We start from the raw sequence: 17,076 nt of genomic DNA, 5'->3' as shown, positions 1-17,076 counted from the left end.
GCTGCCTGCGGGCGGCGCTTTTTTTTGCCCCGCCCCGCCGCCGCCGCGCTGTGATAGACTTTGCCGATATTTTCTTCCCTTTCTCACAGACAGGTTTGCCATGAAACGTGAATTAGCCATCGAATTTTCCCGCGTTACCGAAGCCGCCGCGCTGGCGGGCTACAAATGGCTGGGACGCGGCGACAAGAACGCCGCCGACGGCGCGGCGGTCCACGCCATGCGCATCATGCTTAACAACGTGGATATCGATGGGCGCATCGTGATCGGCGAAGGCGAGATCGACGAAGCGCCGATGCTGTATATCGGCGAACAGGTCGGCACCGGCCAGGGCGACGCGGTCGACATCGCGGTCGATCCGATCGAAGGCACCCGCATGACCGCCATGGGCCAGTCCAATGCGCTGGCGGTATTGGCGGTGGGCGATCGCGGCACCTTCCTGCACGCGCCGGACATGTACATGGAGAAGCTGGTGGTCGGCCCGGCGGCGCGCGGCGCCATCGATCTCAACCTGCCGCTGGCGGAGAATCTGCAGAACGTCGCCGCCCGGCTGGGCAAACCGCTGTCGCAGCTGACGGTGATCGTTTTGGCCAAACCGCGCCACGACGGCGTCATCGCGCAGATGCAGCAGCTCGGCGTGCGGGTGTTCGCCATTCCTGACGGCGACGTGGCGGCCTCCATTCTCACCTGCATGCCGGAAAGCGAGGTCGATGTGATGTACGGCATCGGCGGCGCGCCGGAAGGAGTGATCTCAGCCGCGGTGATCCGCGCGCTGGACGGCGACATGCAGGCGCGTTTGCTGCCGCGCCATGAGGTGAAAGGCGACAGTGCCGAGAACCGCCGCATCGGCGAACAGGAGCTGGCGCGCTGCCGGGAGATGGGTATCGAAGCCGGTCAGGCGCTGCGTCTGGATCAGATGGCGCGCAACGACAACGTGATCTTCTCCGCCACCGGCATCACCAAGGGCGATCTGCTGGAGGGCATCAGCCGCCAGGGCAATATGGCCACGACCGAAACGTTGCTGATCCGCGGCAAGTCGCGCACCATCCGCCGCATCCGTTCAACCCACTATCTGGATCGTAAAGACCCGGCGCTGCACGAGTTTTTGCTGTAACGAAACAGGGCGCCGAATGGCGCCCTGATGATTGATGACAAACCTCATGACCTTGCCGGGTTGGCAGAGAGCAACGAATAGAAAACCAGGAAAATCAATTTATTGATTTTCGGCTGAAAACCACAAAGGGGGAAAAATCACGCTTTTTCCCCCTTTGTCAACTGCATGAGGGCGCCGAATGGCGCCCTGTCGTTATGCGGTATGCCCCTGATGTTGCATCCGGTTGGACAGCGGCCACCAGCACAGCAAGATCAACAGCGCCATCGCGAACATCAGCAATCCGAGGCTGAACTGCCCGGTTTGCGGCAGCATGGCGGAAAGCCAGGTCGCAAGCCCCGATCCCATATTCTGCATGCCGCCCACCAATGCGCCCGCCGCGCCGGCCAGGTAAGGGAACGGCTCCATCGCCCCGGTGGTCGCCAGCGGGAACAGCATGCCGGCGCCGAAGAAGAACAGTGCGGCCGGCACGATCAGCGTCCAGATGTTCATCACGCCGAACCAGCCCGGGATCCACATCATCGCCCCCGCCAACAGGCAGCTAATCACCGAATGCCACATCAGCGTGTGGAAGGTCTTGCCGTCGCGCCCGGCGTACCAGGCACCGAAAAACGCCGCCGGGATCGGCAGAATGAACAGGATGCTGACGGTCAGGCCACTCAGCCCCAACACGCCGCCCATCAACACGCCGCAGCTGGCCTCGAATACCGCAATGCCCGCCAGCGCGCCGATCAGCATCACCAGATAGCAACTGAAGGTGCTGTCAGCCAGCAGTTGGCGGAAACTGGCCAGCATGCGGCGTTTTTCCGTTTGCACCGGGCGGGTTTCCGGCAGCCAGCGGAACATGGCGAAAGCGACGCAGGCGCACAGCGCCAGCAGGAAGGCGTAGCTGGCACGCCAGCCGAACACCATCGCCAATGCGCCGCCGATCACCGGCGCCAGCAGCGGGCTGACCAAAATCCCCATATTCAGCAGGCTGTTGGCATAGCGCAGCGCGGTGCCGGCATACAGATCGCGCGGCATGGTGCGCGCCATCACGCCCGCCACGCCGGTGCCCATGCCCTGAATCGCGCTGGCGGCGACCAGCATCGTCAGGTTGGTGGACAGCAGCGCGCCCAGCGCGCCGATCAGGAAGATCATCATGCCGGTCAGGATCACCGGACGACGCCCGATACGATCCGATATCGGCCCGTAAATCAGCTGGGAGAAACCGTAGGTCAGCAGATACGCCGCCATCACCCGTTGCACGGCGCCGGTGCGAACCGACAGATCGTGGGCGATATCAGCAATAACGGGAACATAAATGGTTTGCGCCATCTGGCCGACGGCGACCAACAGGATAAGCATCACCAGCAGGTGAAAATTCTCTAGTTTTCTCATTATCTTCGTTAACGTTTCAACTCGTCACAGCGTCCCGGAATGGCCGTTGCAGCAGCCAGAACGGCGAGCAGCCCTCTATGGCGGCATAAACTAATCAAATCTGATTTTTTTAGCGAGTTTCAGGCAGATATTGATCCAGGTCACACTGGCAGCAAACCCGACCAGGCTCGTAAATTAAACTGTACGTCTAACGCTTTGGAGTTAAAAATAGCGCCCTTGCAGTAGCTGCGCTTTAGCATTTAATCGATAATTATTTTCATCAACTTGAAATAAAATAACACCATAGGGATTTGGTTCATGAAAACACCTGAGCTGATTTTATTGCAGTTAAAGGCTCTCGGCCCGCACTCGGCCAAAATGCTGGCGGAGCGTCTGGACATCACGCCGATGGGCATCCGACAACATCTGCAATCCCTGGAAAAACGTGAGTTGGTTTGTTACGAAGAAGCGCGCAGCAAGGTCGGCCGCCCGACGCGCTACTGGTCGCTGACCGAGCGAGGGCATGCCTTTACGGCCGCCGACCAGGAGCGGTTGCGGGCATCCGCGCTGCAGCTGTTTGGCGGCGCCGGGGTGGAACCGTTGCTCAGCGCGCGCGAAGAGCAGCTTTATCTGCGTTATGCCGAAGAGCTGTCCGCCGAGCGTAGCCACCAAGATCGGTTAGCCCGACTGGTGCGCCTGCGGCAACATGACGGTTACATGGCTGAATTGCTCGACCACCCGCTCGGCGCGCTGCTGGTGGAAAACCACTGCCCGATCGGCGTGGCCAGCTCCAGCTGCAGCAGCCTGTGCAATTCCGAGCTGCAGCTGTTTCACCGCCTGTTCGGCAACGACTACCGGGTAGAGTGCACCGCGCACGCCATTTCCGGCTCACGACATTGTGCTTATTTGATTCGACCACGGGAGCTTTAGAGTATGGCTGAATGGGTAAACGGCAAGGTTACGCAGGTAAAACAATGGACCGACGGGCTGTTCAGCCTGGTGGTCAATGCCCCCATCGATCCTTTCACCGCCGGGCAATTCGCCAAGCTGGCGCTGGAGATCGACGGCGAACGGGTGCAGCGCGCCTACTCCTACGTCAATGCCCCCGACGACGCCAATCTGGAGTTCTATCTGGTCACCGTGCCGGAAGGCAAACTGAGCCCGCGCCTCAATCAACTGCAGCCGGGCTCGGACGTGATGGTAACCAAAGAAGCCGCCGGCTTCTTCGTGCTGGACGAGGTGCCCGACTGCGACACGCTGTGGATGCTGGCGACCGGCACCGCCATCGGCCCCTATTTATCGATTCTGCAGCAGGGCATCGGGCTGGAGCGCTTCAACAACCTGGTGCTGGTGCACGCCGCGCGCTTTGCGCGTGACCTGAGCTACCTGCCGCTGATGCAGCAACTGCAGCAGCGCTACAACGGCAAGCTGCGCATCCAGACTGTCGTCAGCCGCGAAGAGGCGCCCGGTTCATTGACCGGCCGCGTACCGGCGCTGATCGAGGACGGCCGGTTGGAAGCGGCGATCGGCTTGACCATCGACGCCGAAACCAGCCACGTGATGCTGTGCGGCAACCCACAAATGGTGCGGGACACCCAGCAAACGCTGAAAGACCACCGCCAGATGCGCAAGCACCTGCGCCGCAAGCCGGGCCACATCACCAGCGAACACTACTGGTAACCCGAAGGGGATCAGCGGAACTTCACCGGTTCGGCTTCCGGGCCGAACCGGTTATCCCCCGGCGTACCGACGAAGGCACCCAGATCGATCATCATCATCACGATAATCAGCGTCGGAATGAAACGCCCGACGCCCCATTGCCAGATCGGCGCCAGCATCTGCCAGTTCCCCGCCGCCAGCATCCACGCCAGGATCAGCAGCAGCGCCCACCAGCCGGCCTTGTTGCGATCGTGCAGGCGCTTGACCAGCACCGCCGCCGTCGGCCACAGCAACGCCACGATAAAGAAGGCGATGGATTGGATGGCGATCAGCTGATAATTGGCCAGCGTAAACGCCGCCGCCATCAGCGCCAACCACAGCCCCATCCAAATCCAGAAGTCGCGCCGCCCGATGCGGCCCTTAAAAGAAAAACACCACTGTTGTAACGTCATCGATTCCTGCGCTCTAAGCCTGCCCATATTCTGCGCCGCAGTGTAACATAGGCGCTGCCGGGCCGAGTTTTCCGCCTTGCATAACGCGGTGCGCCGCACAGCTTTCTCGTCAGCGAACCGATAATGGCGTGGGATCTTTGACAAGCCCCGCGGGTTATCGCTTTAATCGGAGCCATCTTTGTCCTTGATGCCATACGCCATGCTGAGAAAAACCCTCGTCATCGCCTGCCTGCTGCAGGCGGCCGCCAGCGCCTGGGCCGATCCGCCGCCCACCGAAGCGACGCCCGCCGCACCTTACCTGCTGGCCGGGGCGCCGACGTTCGATCTGACGGTGGTCAAATTCCGCGAAAAATACAACCGCGACAACCCGAAGCTGCCGATTGGCGAATTCCGCGCCATTCCCGCCGCCGAAGACGATTCGCCGCTGCTGACGCGCGCCGCCAGCAAACTCAACGAAAACCTGTACGCCTCCACCGCGCTGGAGAAAGGCACCGGTAAAATCAAAACGTTGCAGATCACTCACCTGCCGCTGCAGCAGGCCAATGAAGAAAAAGCCGCGCGCGCCATCGCCATCAGCTACATGGCGGCGCTGATGCGCCAGTTCGAACCGGCGTTGACGGTGGAACAGAGCCAGAACAAGGTGAACAGCCTGCTGGAAAAAGGCAAAGGATCGCGCTTTTACCAACAGCAGGTCGGCGCCATTCGCTATGTCGTTTCGGACAACGGCGATAAAGGCGTAACCTTCGCGGTTGAACCGATTAAGCTGGCGCTTTCCGAGCCGTAACGGCGCGGCATTTAATGACGAAAAGCAAAGCCTTCGCGCTTAATGATCTCTATACTGTTGGGCAGGTAAACTGCCGGTCCGGCAGTTGTCATTTCGACTCTCGCGTTCCCTAGTTGGAGGAAAAAACATGCGTCATCCATTAGTTATGGGTAACTGGAAGCTTAACGGCAGCACCCACATGGTCAACGAACTGATCGCCGGCCTGCGCAATGAGCTGAGCAGCGTTGACGGCTGTGGCGTCGCCATCGCCCCGCCGGTGATGTATCTGGATCAGGCCAAGCACGCGCTGGCCGGCAGCCGCATCGCGCTGGGCGCGCAGAACGTGGACGTTAACCTGTCCGGCGCCTTCACCGGTGAAGTTTCCGCCAACATGCTGAAAGACGTCGGTGCCCAGTACATCATCATCGGCCACTCCGAGCGCCGCACCTACCACAAAGAAAGCGACGAAGTCATCGCCGAGAAATTCGCCGTGCTGAAAGAAGCCGGCCTGATCCCGGTGCTGTGCATCGGTGAAACCGAAGCGGAAAACGCCGCGGGCAAAACCGAAGAAGTGTGCGCGCGCCAGATCGACGCCGTGCTGAAAACGCTGGGCGCACCGGCGATGAAAGGCACCGTGATCGCCTATGAGCCGGTCTGGGCCATCGGCACCGGCAAATCCGCTACCCCTGCGCAGGCGCAGGCCGTGCACAAATTTATCCGTGACCACATCGCCAAGCACGATGCCGCGGTTGCCGCTGAAATCATCATCCAGTACGGCGGTTCGGTGAACGACAAGAACGCCGCGGAGCTGTTCTCTCAGCCGGACATCGACGGCGCGCTGGTTGGCGGCGCCTCGCTGAAAGCCGACGCTTTCGCCGTGATCGTCAAAGCCGCTGCCGCAGCGAAAAAAGCCTGATTCCCTTAGGCCTGCCATAAAAAAACCCCGGCTTGCCGGGGTTTTTTATTGCCGCTCAACCGGCATCAGCGTTTGCTGATCTCATCGAACACGCCGCCGGTGGCGAAGTGCACCTTCTGCGCTTCGGTCCAGCCGCCGAAGGTGTCATCCACGGTGAACAGCTTCAGCTGCGGGAACTGCCCGGCAAACTTGGCCGCCACCGCCGCATCGCGCGGACGGTAATAGTGCTGCGCCGCGATGGTCTGCCCTTCCGGCGAATACAGATACTTCAGGTAGGCGGTCGCCACGTCGCGGGTACCGCGTTTATCGACCACCTTATCCACCACCGACACCGTCGGTTCGGCCAGGATCGATTCGCTCGGCGTAATAATCTCGAACTTGTCTTTGCCGAGCTCTTTCTCCGCCAGCAGCGCTTCGTTTTCCCAGGCGATCAGCACATCGCCGATGCCGCGCTCAACGAAGGTGTTGGTCGCGCCGCGCGCGCCGGAATCCAGCACTTCGACGTTCTTGTACAAGTTTTTGACGAAGTCCTGCGCCTTGGCCTTATCGTTGTTGTTGTGGTGCAACGCGTAGCCCCAGGCGGCCAGGTAGTTCCAGCGGGCGCCGCCGGAGGTTTTCGGGTTCGGGGTGATCACCGACACGCCCGGCTTGATCAAATCGGGCCAGTCGTGAATTTGTTTCGGGTTGCCTTTGCGCACCAGGAAGACGATGGTCGAGGTGTAAGGCGCCGAGTTGTCCGGCAGGCGCTTGATCCAGTCTTTCTCGATGCGCCCGCGTTCGGCGATGGCGTCGACGTCATAAGCTAACGCCAGCGTCACCACGTCGGCCTCGATGCCGTTGATCACCGAGGTCGCCTGCTTGCCGGATCCGCCATGCGACTGGCGCACCGTCACCTTGTCGCCGGTTTCCGCCTGATAGTGCTTGCTGAATGCCGTGTTGTAAGCCTGATAGAACTCACGCGTCGGATCGTATGACACGTTCAGCAACTGAATATCCTTCGCCATGGCGCCGGACGCCAACAGCACCAATGTCAGACCTACACCCCATTTACGCATCGACAGGCTCTCCCAGAAAATTAAGCGCAACCTCAATCGGTTGGTTTAGCATCAGAGCCTGCCAGAAACTTTCCCGGCAATTAAAGAATAAAAAATTTTGGGATAGATGATTACGGAATATATCGCCGGCGGGCATCAAAAAGCCCCCGCAAGCGGAGGCTCTTTTGTCGTGCGGTGAGCGGCGTATCAGTACAGTTTTTTCGCCGTTTCCAGCCAGTCGCCCTTGAACGGACGCTTCATGTTTTCGATCGCGTCGATGATGTCGTGGTGCACCATTTTTTCGTTCTGGATACCGACGCAGCGGCCGCCGTAGCCCTGCAGCAGCAGCTCGATGGCGTAGGCGCCCATGCGCGAGGCCAGGATGCGGTCGTAGGCAACCGGTGAACCGCCGCGTTGAATGTGGCCCAGCACGGTGGCGCGGGTTTCACGCTTGGTTTCCTGCTCGATGTGGCGCGCCAGCTCATCGATGTCGCAGATGTGCTCGGTGATCGCCACGATGGCGTGTTTTTTACCCTTGGCAATACCGGCCTTGATTTCGCACACCAGGTCTTCGCGGTTGAATTCGATTTCAGGCAGCACGATGAATTCGCAGCCGCCGGCAATCGCCGCCGCCAGCGTCAGATCGCCGCAGTAACGGCCCATCACTTCCACGATGGAGATACGCTGGTGCGAAGAGGAGGTATCGCGCAGGCGGTCAATCGCTTCCACCACGGTTTCCAGCGCGGTGAAGTAACCGATGGTGTAGTCGGTGCCGGCAACGTCGTTATCGATGGTGCCCGGCAGACCGATGCACGGGAAGCCTTCTTCCGTCAGGCGTTTGGCGCCCATGTAGGAACCGTCGCCGCCGATCACCACCAGCGCGTCGATGCCGCGATTCTTCAGGTTTTCAATCGCCTTGGCGCGCACGTTTTCATCCCTGAACTCCGGGAAGCGGGCAGAGCCGAGGAAGGTGCCGCCACGGTTGATCATGTCGGACACGCTATAGCGGTCCAGCTGCTCCATGCGATCTTCGTACAAGCCAAGGTAGCCATCGTAAATACCAAAAACTTCCAGACCTTCTGAAAGCGCAGAACGCACAACGCCGCGGATTGCAGCGTTCATACCCGGCGAATCACCGCCGCTCGTCAGTACACCGATTTTCTTGATCATGACTACCTCTGAACTGTGTAGATGCAATTTCTTAAGAATTCTGTCTCCGCCGATCGTCTTGAAACCTCTCCGGCTGCAGAAAACCAGCTTTACGGCTTATTGCTGGATATTATATCAAAAACACCCAGCTGAATTGATTCAAGTCACGCAATATAACGGTAAAAATACCGCATGGCACGCTGAGCTAACTCAGATATTCATGATAATACTTCGATCTGTGCCTCTATCTGATTATAGCTCCCAATGCCCCTGCCTACCCGGCGGCACCACGGAACACGGATCCAGGTGAATGATGACGTCCGCCCCCGCAAAACGGTGCCGCAGCGCCTGTTCCACCTGATCGGCCAACCGGTGCGCCTCGCGCAGCGGCAGCGTGTCTTCCATCTCCAGATGCAGTTGGATGAAACGCGTCGGCCCCGACTGCCGCGTGCGCAGATCGTGCGCGCCTTTCACCCCGGGCCAGGAGGAAACCACCTCGATAATCGCCTGGCGTTCGTCATCCGGCAACGCCCGATCAAGCAGCGACTGCACCGCTTCGTAGCCCATGCGCAGCGCGCTATACAGGATGTAAACGCCGATGCCCAGCGCGAACAGCGCGTCTGCCCGCCGGAAGCCATACCAGCTTAGCCCAAGAGCGATAAGAATAGCACCATTCATCATGACATCTGACTGATAATGCAGCATATCTGCACGCACCGCCTGGCTGCGCGTTTTTCTGACCACCCAACGTTGATAGGTGACCAGAATCAGAGTGCTGATCAACGCGATCACCGTCACGACCACCCCAACGCCGGGATCGCGCAGCGTTTGCGGCGCATACAAATGCTGGAAGCCGGTGAGAAACAAAAACAGGGCGGAACCGGAAATAAACATGCTTTGCGCCAGCGCTGCCAGCGACTCCGCTTTGCCGTGGCCAAAGGTATGCTCGGCATCGGCCGGCTGCAGCGAATAACGCACCACCAGAAGGTTGGTCAGCGAGGCGGCAATATCGACCAGCGAATCTACCAGCGCCGCCAGCAGGCTGACCGAACCGGTGTGGTACCAGGCGACGATTTTGATCAACAGCAGTGACGACGCCAGCGCGGTAGCGGCCAACGCAGCGGACTTTACCAGGCGTGCATAGCGCTGTTCCATCAAGGGATCCCGGTCAAAAGGTGTGGCGCTCAATATAGCGAAATGTCGGATAAAAAAAACCCCGCCATCATGGCGGGGAAGACAGGGATGGTGTCTATGGCAAGGAAAAACAGGGGACTACTCAGTCGTACTTCACTTCTGGGCAGAAGCTTGCTGCAAACCAGAAATTTGTTGCTCCATCTGCTGCATACGCTGCTGATGTTTCTGGTCTAAAACACTTTTTTGCTCTGGCGTCAGCAGGTTATACATTTGGTTGCGCACCCGGGCCATTTCGACCTGGCGCTTGACCTGCTGTTGGGCCATCTTTTCCGCCTGGGCATACACGGCGGCTTCGTCAAATTTCTCTGCGGTCACCAGTTTATGCATGGCTTCCATTTCAGCTACATTGACACCAGGCAGATCGTGCCGGGCCTGGCGCATCAAATCGCGCATTTGCTGGCGCTGCTGTTCGCTGAGGCTGACACCGTCGAACATATGGTGTTGGCCGGGTATTCGGGTCATCGCGTCGTTGCCGGGAGATTGGGCTGTGTCCGGTATAGTGTCGGCAGCGAAGGCAGCGGTCGAACCAATTGCCAGCAGTGATGCCATAACTAATGCGGTCACCTTACGCATTTCAACTCCTCAAGCTTTCTCACTTTGCGAATCAACGAGGAGCAGTGTACCGCTACACCTGAAAACCTGCGTCAGTGCATGTAAAACTACGTAAAGTCATGGAATGGCAACAGTTGATGACGTATTTTGCGTCTGGAGGTAAATCATAATGAACAAGATTCTGTTAGTTGACGACGACCGCGAGTTGACCTCGCTGTTAAAAGAACTGCTTGAAATGGAAGGTTTTAATATCGTCGTCGCGCACGATGGCGAGCAGGCGTTGTCGCTGCTGGACAGCTCCGTCGATCTGCTGCTGCTCGACATCATGATGCCGAAGAAAAACGGCATCGATACGCTGAAAGAACTGCGCCAACATCACCAGACGCCGGTCATCATGCTGACCGCGCGCGGCAGCGAACTGGACCGCGTGCTGGGCCTAGAGCTGGGTGCCGATGATTACCTGCCGAAACCCTTTAACGATCGCGAACTGGTCGCGCGCATTCGCGCCATTCTGCGCCGTTCCAACTGGAGCGAACAGCAGCAGCAGGTCGACAGCGGCGCCCCGACGCTGGATGTCGATGGCCTGCAGCTGAACCCCGGTCGCCAGGAGGCCAGCTTCGACGGCCAGGTGCTGGATCTGACCGGCACCGAATTCACCCTGCTTTACCTGCTGGCGCAGCATCTCGGCCAGGTGGTGTCGCGCGAACTGCTGAGCCAAGAAGTGCTGGGCAAACGCCTGACCCCGTTCGATCGCGCCATCGACATGCACATCTCCAACCTGCGGCGTAAGCTGCCGGATCGCAAAGACGGGCATCCGTGGTTCAAAACCCTGCGCGGGCGTGGTTATTTGATGGTATCTGCAACATGATCAACAGTTTGACGGCACGCATCTTCGCCATTTTCTGGTTCACGTTAGCCCTGGTGCTAATGTTGGTGTTGATGGTGCCCAAGCTTGACTCCCGCCAAATGACCTCGCTGCTCGACAGCGAACAGCGGCAGGGGTTGATGCTGGAACAGCACGTCGAGGCCGAGTTGCAAAACGATCCGGCCAACGATTTGATGTGGTGGCGCCGCCTGTTCCGCGCCATCGACAAATGGGCGCCGCCGGGCCAACGCCTGCTGCTGGTCACCAGCGAAGGCCGGGTGATCGGCGCGCAGCGCAATGAAATGCAGATCGTCCGCAACTTCATCGGCCAATCCGACAACTCGGATCATCCGAAGAAGAAAAAGTACGGCCGCGTCGAGCTGGTAGGGCCGTTCGCGGTGCGCGACGGCGAAGACAACTACCAGCTGTACCTGATCCGTCCCGCCAACAGCCCGCAATCCGATTTCATCAACCTGATGTTCGACCGGCCGCTGCTGCTGCTGATCGTCACCATGCTGATCAGCGCCCCGCTGCTGCTGTGGCTGGCCTGGAGCCTGGCGAAACCGGCGCGCAAACTGAAAAACGCCGCCGATGAAGTAGCGCGCGGCAACCTGAAGCAGCATCCGGAACTGGAGGCCGGCCCGCAGGAATTCCTGGCCACCGGCGCCAGCTTCAACCAGATGGTCAGCGCGCTGGAACGCATGATGAATGCTCAGCAACGCCTGATATCGGACATCTCGCACGAGCTGCGCACGCCGCTGACGCGCCTGCAGCTGGCCACCGCGCTGATGCGCCGCCGCCACGGCGAAGGCCACGAACTGGCGCGCATCGAAACCGAAGCGCAGCGGCTGGATTCGATGATCAACGATCTGCTGGCGCTGTCGCGCGGTCAGCAGAAGAGCGAGCTGGCGCGCGAGCAGCTGAAGGCCAACGAACTGTGGGCCGACGTGCTGGACAACGCCCGTTTCGAAGCGGAACAGATGGGCAAGCAGTTGGAGATCACCGCGCCGCCCGGCCCATGGACGCTGTTTGGCAACGCGAGCGCGCTGGACAGCGCGTTGGAAAACATCGTGCGCAACGCCCTGCGTTATTCGCACACCCGCATCGCCGTGGCGTTCAGCGCCGATAATCAGGGCGTGACCATCCAGGTTGACGACGACGGCCCCGGCGTCAGCGCCGAAGACCGCGAGCAGATCTTCCGTCCGTTCTATCGCACCGACGAGGCGCGCGACCGCGAATCCGGCGGCACCGGCCTCGGCCTGGCAATAGTCGAGGCGGCTATCAACCAGCATCGCGGCTGGGTGAAGGCCGAAGACAGTCCGCTTGGCGGCCTGCGGTTGGTGCTGTGGCTGCCGCTGCATCATCAACGTCTGTCGACTAAGACAGAACAGTAAGAGTTTGCTATCCTGCGCCCCTCGTTCACGAGGGGCCTGCAACATGCTGAACATCGTTTTATTTGAACCCGAAATTCCACCCAACACCGGCAATATCATCCGCCTGTGCGCCAATACCGGCTTTAACCTGCACCTGATCGAACCGCTGGGTTTCCCGTGGGACGACAAGCGCCTGCGCCGCGCCGGGCTGGACTACCATGAGTTCACCCGCGTCAGCCGTCATGCCGATTACGCCGCCTTTCTCGCCGCCGAAAAGCCGCAACGGCTGTTTGCCCTCACAACCAAAGGCACGCCGGCGCACAGCGCCGTCAGCTATCAGGCCGGCGACTACCTGCTGTTCGGCCCGGAAACGCGCGGGTTACCCGCCGATATCCTCGATGCGCTGCCTGCGCAGCAAAAAATCCGCATCCCGATGCAGGCGCAAAGCCGCAGCATGAACCTGTCGAATGCCGTCTCGGTGGTCGTGTATGAGGCCTGGCGGCAGCTGGACTATGCCGGCGCGCTGATCAAGGCGTAATCCGCGGCGACGCGCCATACTGAAAGGGTCATCCTCTCCAGAGCACGGCACATGGCTTTCGTCGCAGATATTGTCACCCAGCTTCGCCGGCTTGAGCCGGCGCTGAACGAGGCGCTGTTGCGGCTGCAACAGGCGCAAGACACCGAAGCGCTGCACGACTTGCGCGTCTGTCTGCGCCGCATTCGCAGCCTGCTGCGCCCGTTGCGCGGCTGCCCCGGCGCAACGCGGCTCGATCGGGCCGCCGCCGAGTTGGGCAGGCTCACGACGCCGCTGCGCGATCTCGAGGTGCTGATCGCCGAACTGGCGCGCCATCGCCTGGATTGGCAGGCCAACGTGCGCCAGAGCGATCTTCAGGCCCGCTACCGTCAACTGCTCGCCCATCCGCAGATCATCGACTTTCCCTCGCTGTTGCACGCCTGGCCGCGCCGCTTCCGCCGCACGGCGCGACGCACCGCCAAACACCGCCTGAACCGACGCCTGCAGCGCCAGCAACAGCAATTGCGCCGGGCATTGGCCGATACCGGCTACGATCGCCACCGCCTGCGGCTGCTGATAAAGCGCCTGCGCTACGCGGCCGAAGCCTATCCGCAACGCCTTCCCCTCTCTCCCGCCGCGATGGCGGGCCTCAAGGCGGCGCAAAGCGCCCTCGGCGACTGGCACGATCGTGAGGTCTGGTGCCTGCAGGCAGAACATCAGGCGGATCTCTGGCCCTTGTTGCCCCGGTGGCAAGCTGAGCAACGCCAGACCCTGGCCAAGGCGGACGACTTGCTCGCCGCCTTATCATCGGCGCTGGCGGCGAAAACCGGCGGCGCATCACGATCCTGAAAAAAGGCCGCGGCAGGGCACGCCCGGCCCCGAAAATGCCCGATGAGGCGTAGATAATGCGCTATGTTTTGTAAGGGTAATCACCACTCATCATAGGAAACCATATGAAGAAACAACGCTTGAGCGTTGCCATGGCGATTCTGGCAGCGGGCCTGTTGCTGGCGGGTTGTTCGTCCAAAGTCACCCAAACGTCGCAGTATTCGGGCTTCTTGTCCGATTACAGCAAACTGCAGGAAACCACCTCGCCAAGCGGCCATAAAACGCTGCGCTGGATAGATCCAAGCTACAAGGAATCCAACTATCGCGGCCTCTATTTCCAACCGGTGGTCTATTTCCCGGCGGAGAAACCCACGGCGCGCGTCAGCCAGGACACGCTGAACAAGATTAAGACCTACGCGACCCAGCGGATCAAAACCGCGCTGCAGAACCGCTTCACCATTCTGCCAAGCCCGACGGGCTCGCGCGTGCTGGTGGCCAAGCTCGCCATCACCGCCGTTTCCGCCGAAAATGAAGACATGAAATTCTATGAGGTGGTGCCGGTCGCCGCCGTGGTCGCCAGCACCATGGCTGCTACCGGGCACCGGACGCAAAATACCGCGCTGTATATCGAAGGCGAGCTGATCGACCAGGATACCGGTAAAACGGTGATGGAAGTGGTACGTAAGGCCTACGGTAAAACCGTCAACAACGACAGCACGCCGGTCACGGCGGATGACGTCAAGGCGGCGATCGACGACATCGTCACCGATATCACCAACTTCCCGAAACAGGGCTGACCGCCGCCTGGAAAACACAGGGGGAGCCGAAGCTCCCCCTGAATGGCTGCACAGACGGCGCTCAAATACCGTCGCCGTACTCGAAGCCGTGATTGGTGCCGTTAAAGTATTGGTCCATATCCATCGACGGCGTATCGCTCTCCGGCCGCCCGACGATGCGCGCCGGCACGCCGGCGGCGGTGGTGTGCGGCGGTATCGCCTGCAAGACCACCGAGCCCGCGCCGATCTTCGCGCCCTTGCCCACTTCGATATTGCCGAGAATTTTGGCGCCGGCGCCAATCATCACCCCTTCGCGGATTTTCGGGTGACGGTCGCCGCTGGTTTTACCGGTACCGCCCAGGGTGACCGACTGCAGGATAGAGACATTGTTCTCCACCACCGCCGTTTCACCGATCACGATGCCGGTGGCGTGGTCGAGCATGATGCCGCAGCCGATGGTCGCCGCCGGGTGGATGTCCACGCCGAAGGCGACGGAAATTTGATTTTGCAGGTAGATAGCCAGCGCTTGCCGCCCTTGCTGCCACAGCCAGTGACCGATGCGGTAAGCCTGCAGCGCATGGAACCCTTTCAGGTAAAGCAGCGGCGTGGAGTATTTATCGACCGCCGGGTCGCGCAGCCGTACCGCGAGGATATCGCGCGCCGCCGACACGATCATCTGGTTGTCGGACTTGTAGGCCTCTTCCACCACCTCGCGCACCGCGATGGCGGGCATGATCGGCGTCGCCAGCTTGTTGGCCAGCATATAGCTGAGCGCGCTGCCCAGGTTCTCGTGCTTGAGCAACGTCGCATGGAAAAAGCTGGCCAGCATCGGTTCACAATCAGCCAGTGCTCGCGCTTCTGATTTAATGCTGTTCCAGACCTGTTCCAACTCTTCTGACGACATCACATTCCTCTCTGCCTTGCCAAACGGGCCGCTTCACACGGTAGCGCGAAGCGGCCCAGGTCATTAGCGGGGTCAGCATGCTGCCCCGACATATCGTTTTATGTCACGCGCTGGGTTTTTCGTCCTTTCGGGCTCGCCCCAGCAGGCTCAGCGCCGCTTCGCGGGCGTCTTTATGGCAGTAAAGCACCTGATAAATCTGTTCGGTGATCGGCATTTCCACACCGTGCCGCTGCGCCAGCGCCAACACCTCTTTGGTATTGCGATAGCCCTCGACCACCTGACCGATGCTGTCCTGCGCTTCCTGCACGCCTTTGCCCTGCCCCAGCATAATGCCGAAGCGGCGGTTGCGCGATTGGTTGTCCGTGCAGGTTAGCACCAGATCCCCCAGCCCCGCCATGCCCATGAACGTCGAAGGATCGGCGCCCAGCGCAGAACCCAGACGGCTCATTTCCGCCAGCCCGCGTGTAATCAACGCGGTGCGGGCGTTGGCGCCAAAACCGATGCCGTCGGACATGCCGGCGCCGATAGCGATCACGTTCTTCACCGCGCCGCCAAGCTGCACGCCGATGAAATCGGGATTGCTGTAGACGCGGAAGCTCTTGCCGCAGTGCAACAGCTGTTGCAGATCGTCGGCGAACTGCGCATCGGTCGCCGCCAGCGCGATCGCCGTCGGCAGGCCGGCGGCCAGCTCTTTGGCGAACGTCGGCCCGGAGAGCACCGCCAGCGGGATCGCCTCGCCCAACGCCTCACGCGCCACGTCCTGCAGCAACCGGCCGGTTTCCGCTTCCAGCCCCTTGGTAGCCCACACGATGCGGGCGTCCGGGCGCAGATGCGGCTTCAGCTGGCGCAGCACGTCGCCGAACACGTGGCTCGGCACCACCACCAGCACGTCGCGGCTGGCCGCCAGCGCCCGCGCCAAATCGGCTTCAAGCAGCAGGGTATCGGGGAAGGGAACGTCGGGCAGAAACGCCTGATTGCAGCGATCTTGCTGCAACGTTTGAACTTGCGCGGGGTTATGCCCCCACAGCACCACGGTGTGGCCGTTACGCGCCAGCGTAATGGCCAATGCGGTGCCGTACGAGCCGGCACCGATGACAGTCATTGAAGCATTGACGGTGTTCATCAGGCATCCTGATGTGGTGCGGCACCTTCGCCTTCCGCCTGCTGCTGCAGATAGTTCATGAACAGCGCGTCAAAGTTGACCGGTGCCAGGTTCAGCTGCGGGAACGTACCGCGGGAAACCAGGCTGGTGATGCACTCGCGCGCATACGGGAACAGGATGTTCGGGCAGTATGCGCCCAGGCAATGCGCCAGCTGCGTGCCTTCGATGCCTGCTACCGAGAAGATGCCCGCCTGTTGCACTTCGCACAGGAACGCGGTCTCTTCGCCCAGGGTCGCCGTCACGGTTACGCGCAGTACCACTTCATACACTTCGTCAGCCAGCTGGCTGGACGCGGTATCCAGATCAAGTTTAACTTCCGGCTGCCATTCCTGCTGGAAAACCTGCGGCGCATTCGGCGCTTCGAAAGAGATGTCCTTGGTATAAATACGTTGGATCTGGAAAGCCATTTCGGTGCTGTTTTGTTCTGACATGTGAGTAATACCCTTGGTTAAACGTCCTTATTGACAC

Annotated in this window: 19 protein-coding genes; 10 read left to right on the top strand and 9 right to left on the bottom strand. The window is 60.4% G+C overall.

The window, feature by feature from the left end; genetic code table 11:
* Positions 1-100 precede the first annotated feature (100 nt).
* A complete protein-coding gene (gene glpX / locus ABTW55_RS13095) occupies positions 101-1,111 on the top strand; it encodes a class II fructose-bisphosphatase (protein ID WP_033636438.1) in 1,011 nt (336 codons plus the stop codon).
* Between the two features lie 192 nt (positions 1,112-1,303).
* On the opposite strand, the gene emrD is transcribed toward glpX, so the two are convergent.
* Positions 1,304-2,488 carry a multidrug efflux MFS transporter EmrD gene (emrD, locus tag ABTW55_RS13090; protein ID WP_033649888.1) on the bottom strand — a complete coding sequence of 395 codons (1,185 nt, stop codon included), beginning with the start codon at positions 2,486-2,488 and terminating at the stop codon, positions 1,304-1,306.
* A gap of 297 nt (positions 2,489-2,785) precedes the next feature.
* Between emrD and ABTW55_RS13085 the strand changes: the two genes are divergently transcribed.
* A complete protein-coding gene (locus tag ABTW55_RS13085; RefSeq protein ID WP_033654535.1) occupies positions 2,786-3,397 on the top strand; it encodes a metalloregulator ArsR/SmtB family transcription factor in 612 nt (203 codons plus the stop codon).
* A gap of 3 nt (positions 3,398-3,400) precedes the next feature.
* Positions 3,401-4,147, top strand: a complete 747-nt coding sequence (fpr, locus tag ABTW55_RS13080; protein WP_033636442.1) for a ferredoxin--NADP(+) reductase — start codon at positions 3,401-3,403, stop codon at positions 4,145-4,147.
* Between the two features lie 11 nt (positions 4,148-4,158).
* On the opposite strand, the gene ABTW55_RS13075 is transcribed toward fpr, so the two are convergent.
* The gene (locus tag ABTW55_RS13075; RefSeq protein ID WP_033639143.1) at positions 4,159-4,578 is read right to left on the bottom strand and encodes a DUF805 domain-containing protein; all 420 of its coding nucleotides are present in this window, start codon (positions 4,576-4,578) and stop codon (positions 4,159-4,161) included.
* A 199-nt stretch (positions 4,579-4,777) separates the two neighbouring features.
* On the opposite strand from ABTW55_RS13075, the gene ABTW55_RS13070 reads away from it, so the two are divergent.
* Positions 4,778-5,362 (top strand): DUF1454 family protein, encoded by a 585-nt coding sequence (locus ABTW55_RS13070; protein ID WP_033636444.1) that lies wholly within the window; start codon positions 4,778-4,780, stop codon positions 5,360-5,362.
* Between the two features lie 127 nt (positions 5,363-5,489).
* Positions 5,490-6,257: a triose-phosphate isomerase gene (tpiA, locus tag ABTW55_RS13065; protein WP_004931113.1), complete on the top strand. Its 768-nt coding sequence runs from the start codon at positions 5,490-5,492 to the stop codon at positions 6,255-6,257.
* Between the two features lie 65 nt (positions 6,258-6,322).
* Here tpiA and ABTW55_RS13060 read toward each other — a convergent pair whose 3' ends face one another.
* The 4 genes from ABTW55_RS13060 to cpxP all read right to left on the bottom strand — a co-directional run bounded on the left by ABTW55_RS13060 (position 6,323) and on the right by cpxP (position 10,207).
* Positions 6,323-7,312 carry a sulfate ABC transporter substrate-binding protein gene (locus tag ABTW55_RS13060; protein WP_033636447.1) on the bottom strand — a complete coding sequence of 330 codons (990 nt, stop codon included), beginning with the start codon at positions 7,310-7,312 and terminating at the stop codon, positions 6,323-6,325.
* Positions 7,313-7,498: 186 nt separating this feature from the next.
* Positions 7,499-8,461: a 6-phosphofructokinase gene (gene pfkA / locus ABTW55_RS13055; protein ID WP_004931116.1), complete on the bottom strand. Its 963-nt coding sequence runs from the start codon at positions 8,459-8,461 to the stop codon at positions 7,499-7,501.
* 231 nt (positions 8,462-8,692) lie between these two features.
* Positions 8,693-9,595 carry a CDF family cation-efflux transporter FieF gene (fieF, locus tag ABTW55_RS13050; RefSeq protein WP_047570041.1) on the bottom strand — a complete coding sequence of 301 codons (903 nt, stop codon included), beginning with the start codon at positions 9,593-9,595 and terminating at the stop codon, positions 8,693-8,695.
* A 132-nt stretch (positions 9,596-9,727) separates the two neighbouring features.
* Positions 9,728-10,207 carry a cell-envelope stress modulator CpxP gene (gene cpxP / locus ABTW55_RS13045; protein WP_060423739.1) on the bottom strand — a complete coding sequence of 160 codons (480 nt, stop codon included), beginning with the start codon at positions 10,205-10,207 and terminating at the stop codon, positions 9,728-9,730.
* A 148-nt stretch (positions 10,208-10,355) separates the two neighbouring features.
* On the opposite strand from cpxP, the gene cpxR reads away from it, so the two are divergent.
* The 5 genes from cpxR (at position 10,356) to ABTW55_RS13020 (ending at position 14,563) form a co-directional block, all read left to right on the top strand.
* The gene (gene cpxR / locus ABTW55_RS13040; RefSeq protein WP_004931124.1) at positions 10,356-11,054 is read left to right on the top strand and encodes an envelope stress response regulator transcription factor CpxR; all 699 of its coding nucleotides are present in this window, start codon (positions 10,356-10,358) and stop codon (positions 11,052-11,054) included.
* A complete protein-coding gene (gene cpxA, locus ABTW55_RS13035; protein ID WP_033636450.1) occupies positions 11,051-12,445 on the top strand; it encodes an envelope stress sensor histidine kinase CpxA in 1,395 nt (464 codons plus the stop codon). The genes cpxR and cpxA overlap by 4 nt, the downstream gene beginning before the upstream one ends.
* A gap of 43 nt (positions 12,446-12,488) precedes the next feature.
* Complete coding sequence (trmL, locus tag ABTW55_RS13030) at positions 12,489-12,962, top strand: tRNA (uridine(34)/cytosine(34)/5-carboxymethylaminomethyluridine(34)-2'-O)-methyltransferase TrmL (RefSeq protein WP_033636451.1); 474 nt, start codon at positions 12,489-12,491, stop codon at positions 12,960-12,962.
* Between the two features lie 51 nt (positions 12,963-13,013).
* The gene (locus ABTW55_RS13025; protein WP_060423736.1) at positions 13,014-13,787 is read left to right on the top strand and encodes a CHAD domain-containing protein; all 774 of its coding nucleotides are present in this window, start codon (positions 13,014-13,016) and stop codon (positions 13,785-13,787) included.
* A gap of 104 nt (positions 13,788-13,891) precedes the next feature.
* Complete coding sequence (locus ABTW55_RS13020; RefSeq protein WP_033649724.1) at positions 13,892-14,563, top strand: DUF3313 domain-containing protein; 672 nt, start codon at positions 13,892-13,894, stop codon at positions 14,561-14,563.
* A gap of 61 nt (positions 14,564-14,624) precedes the next feature.
* On the opposite strand, the gene cysE is transcribed toward ABTW55_RS13020, so the two are convergent.
* The 3 genes from cysE to secB form a co-directional block, all read right to left on the bottom strand.
* The gene (cysE, locus tag ABTW55_RS13015; protein WP_004931135.1) at positions 14,625-15,446 is read right to left on the bottom strand and encodes a serine O-acetyltransferase; all 822 of its coding nucleotides are present in this window, start codon (positions 15,444-15,446) and stop codon (positions 14,625-14,627) included.
* A gap of 103 nt (positions 15,447-15,549) precedes the next feature.
* The gene (gene gpsA / locus ABTW55_RS13010) at positions 15,550-16,569 is read right to left on the bottom strand and encodes an NAD(P)H-dependent glycerol-3-phosphate dehydrogenase (RefSeq protein ID WP_033636456.1); all 1,020 of its coding nucleotides are present in this window, start codon (positions 16,567-16,569) and stop codon (positions 15,550-15,552) included.
* Positions 16,569-17,039, bottom strand: coding sequence for a protein-export chaperone SecB (gene secB / locus ABTW55_RS13005; RefSeq protein ID WP_004931139.1), 471 nt, complete (start codon positions 17,037-17,039; stop codon positions 16,569-16,571). The genes gpsA and secB overlap by 1 nt, the downstream gene beginning before the upstream one ends.
* Between the last annotated feature and the right edge of the window lie 37 nt (positions 17,040-17,076).

It is taken from the genome of Serratia sp. SM04 (assembly GCF_040280225.1).
GTDB classification, from domain to species: Bacteria; Pseudomonadota; Gammaproteobacteria; order Enterobacterales; family Enterobacteriaceae; genus Serratia; species Serratia sarumanii.
This window is presented reverse-complemented; position numbering and strand designations above follow the sequence as displayed.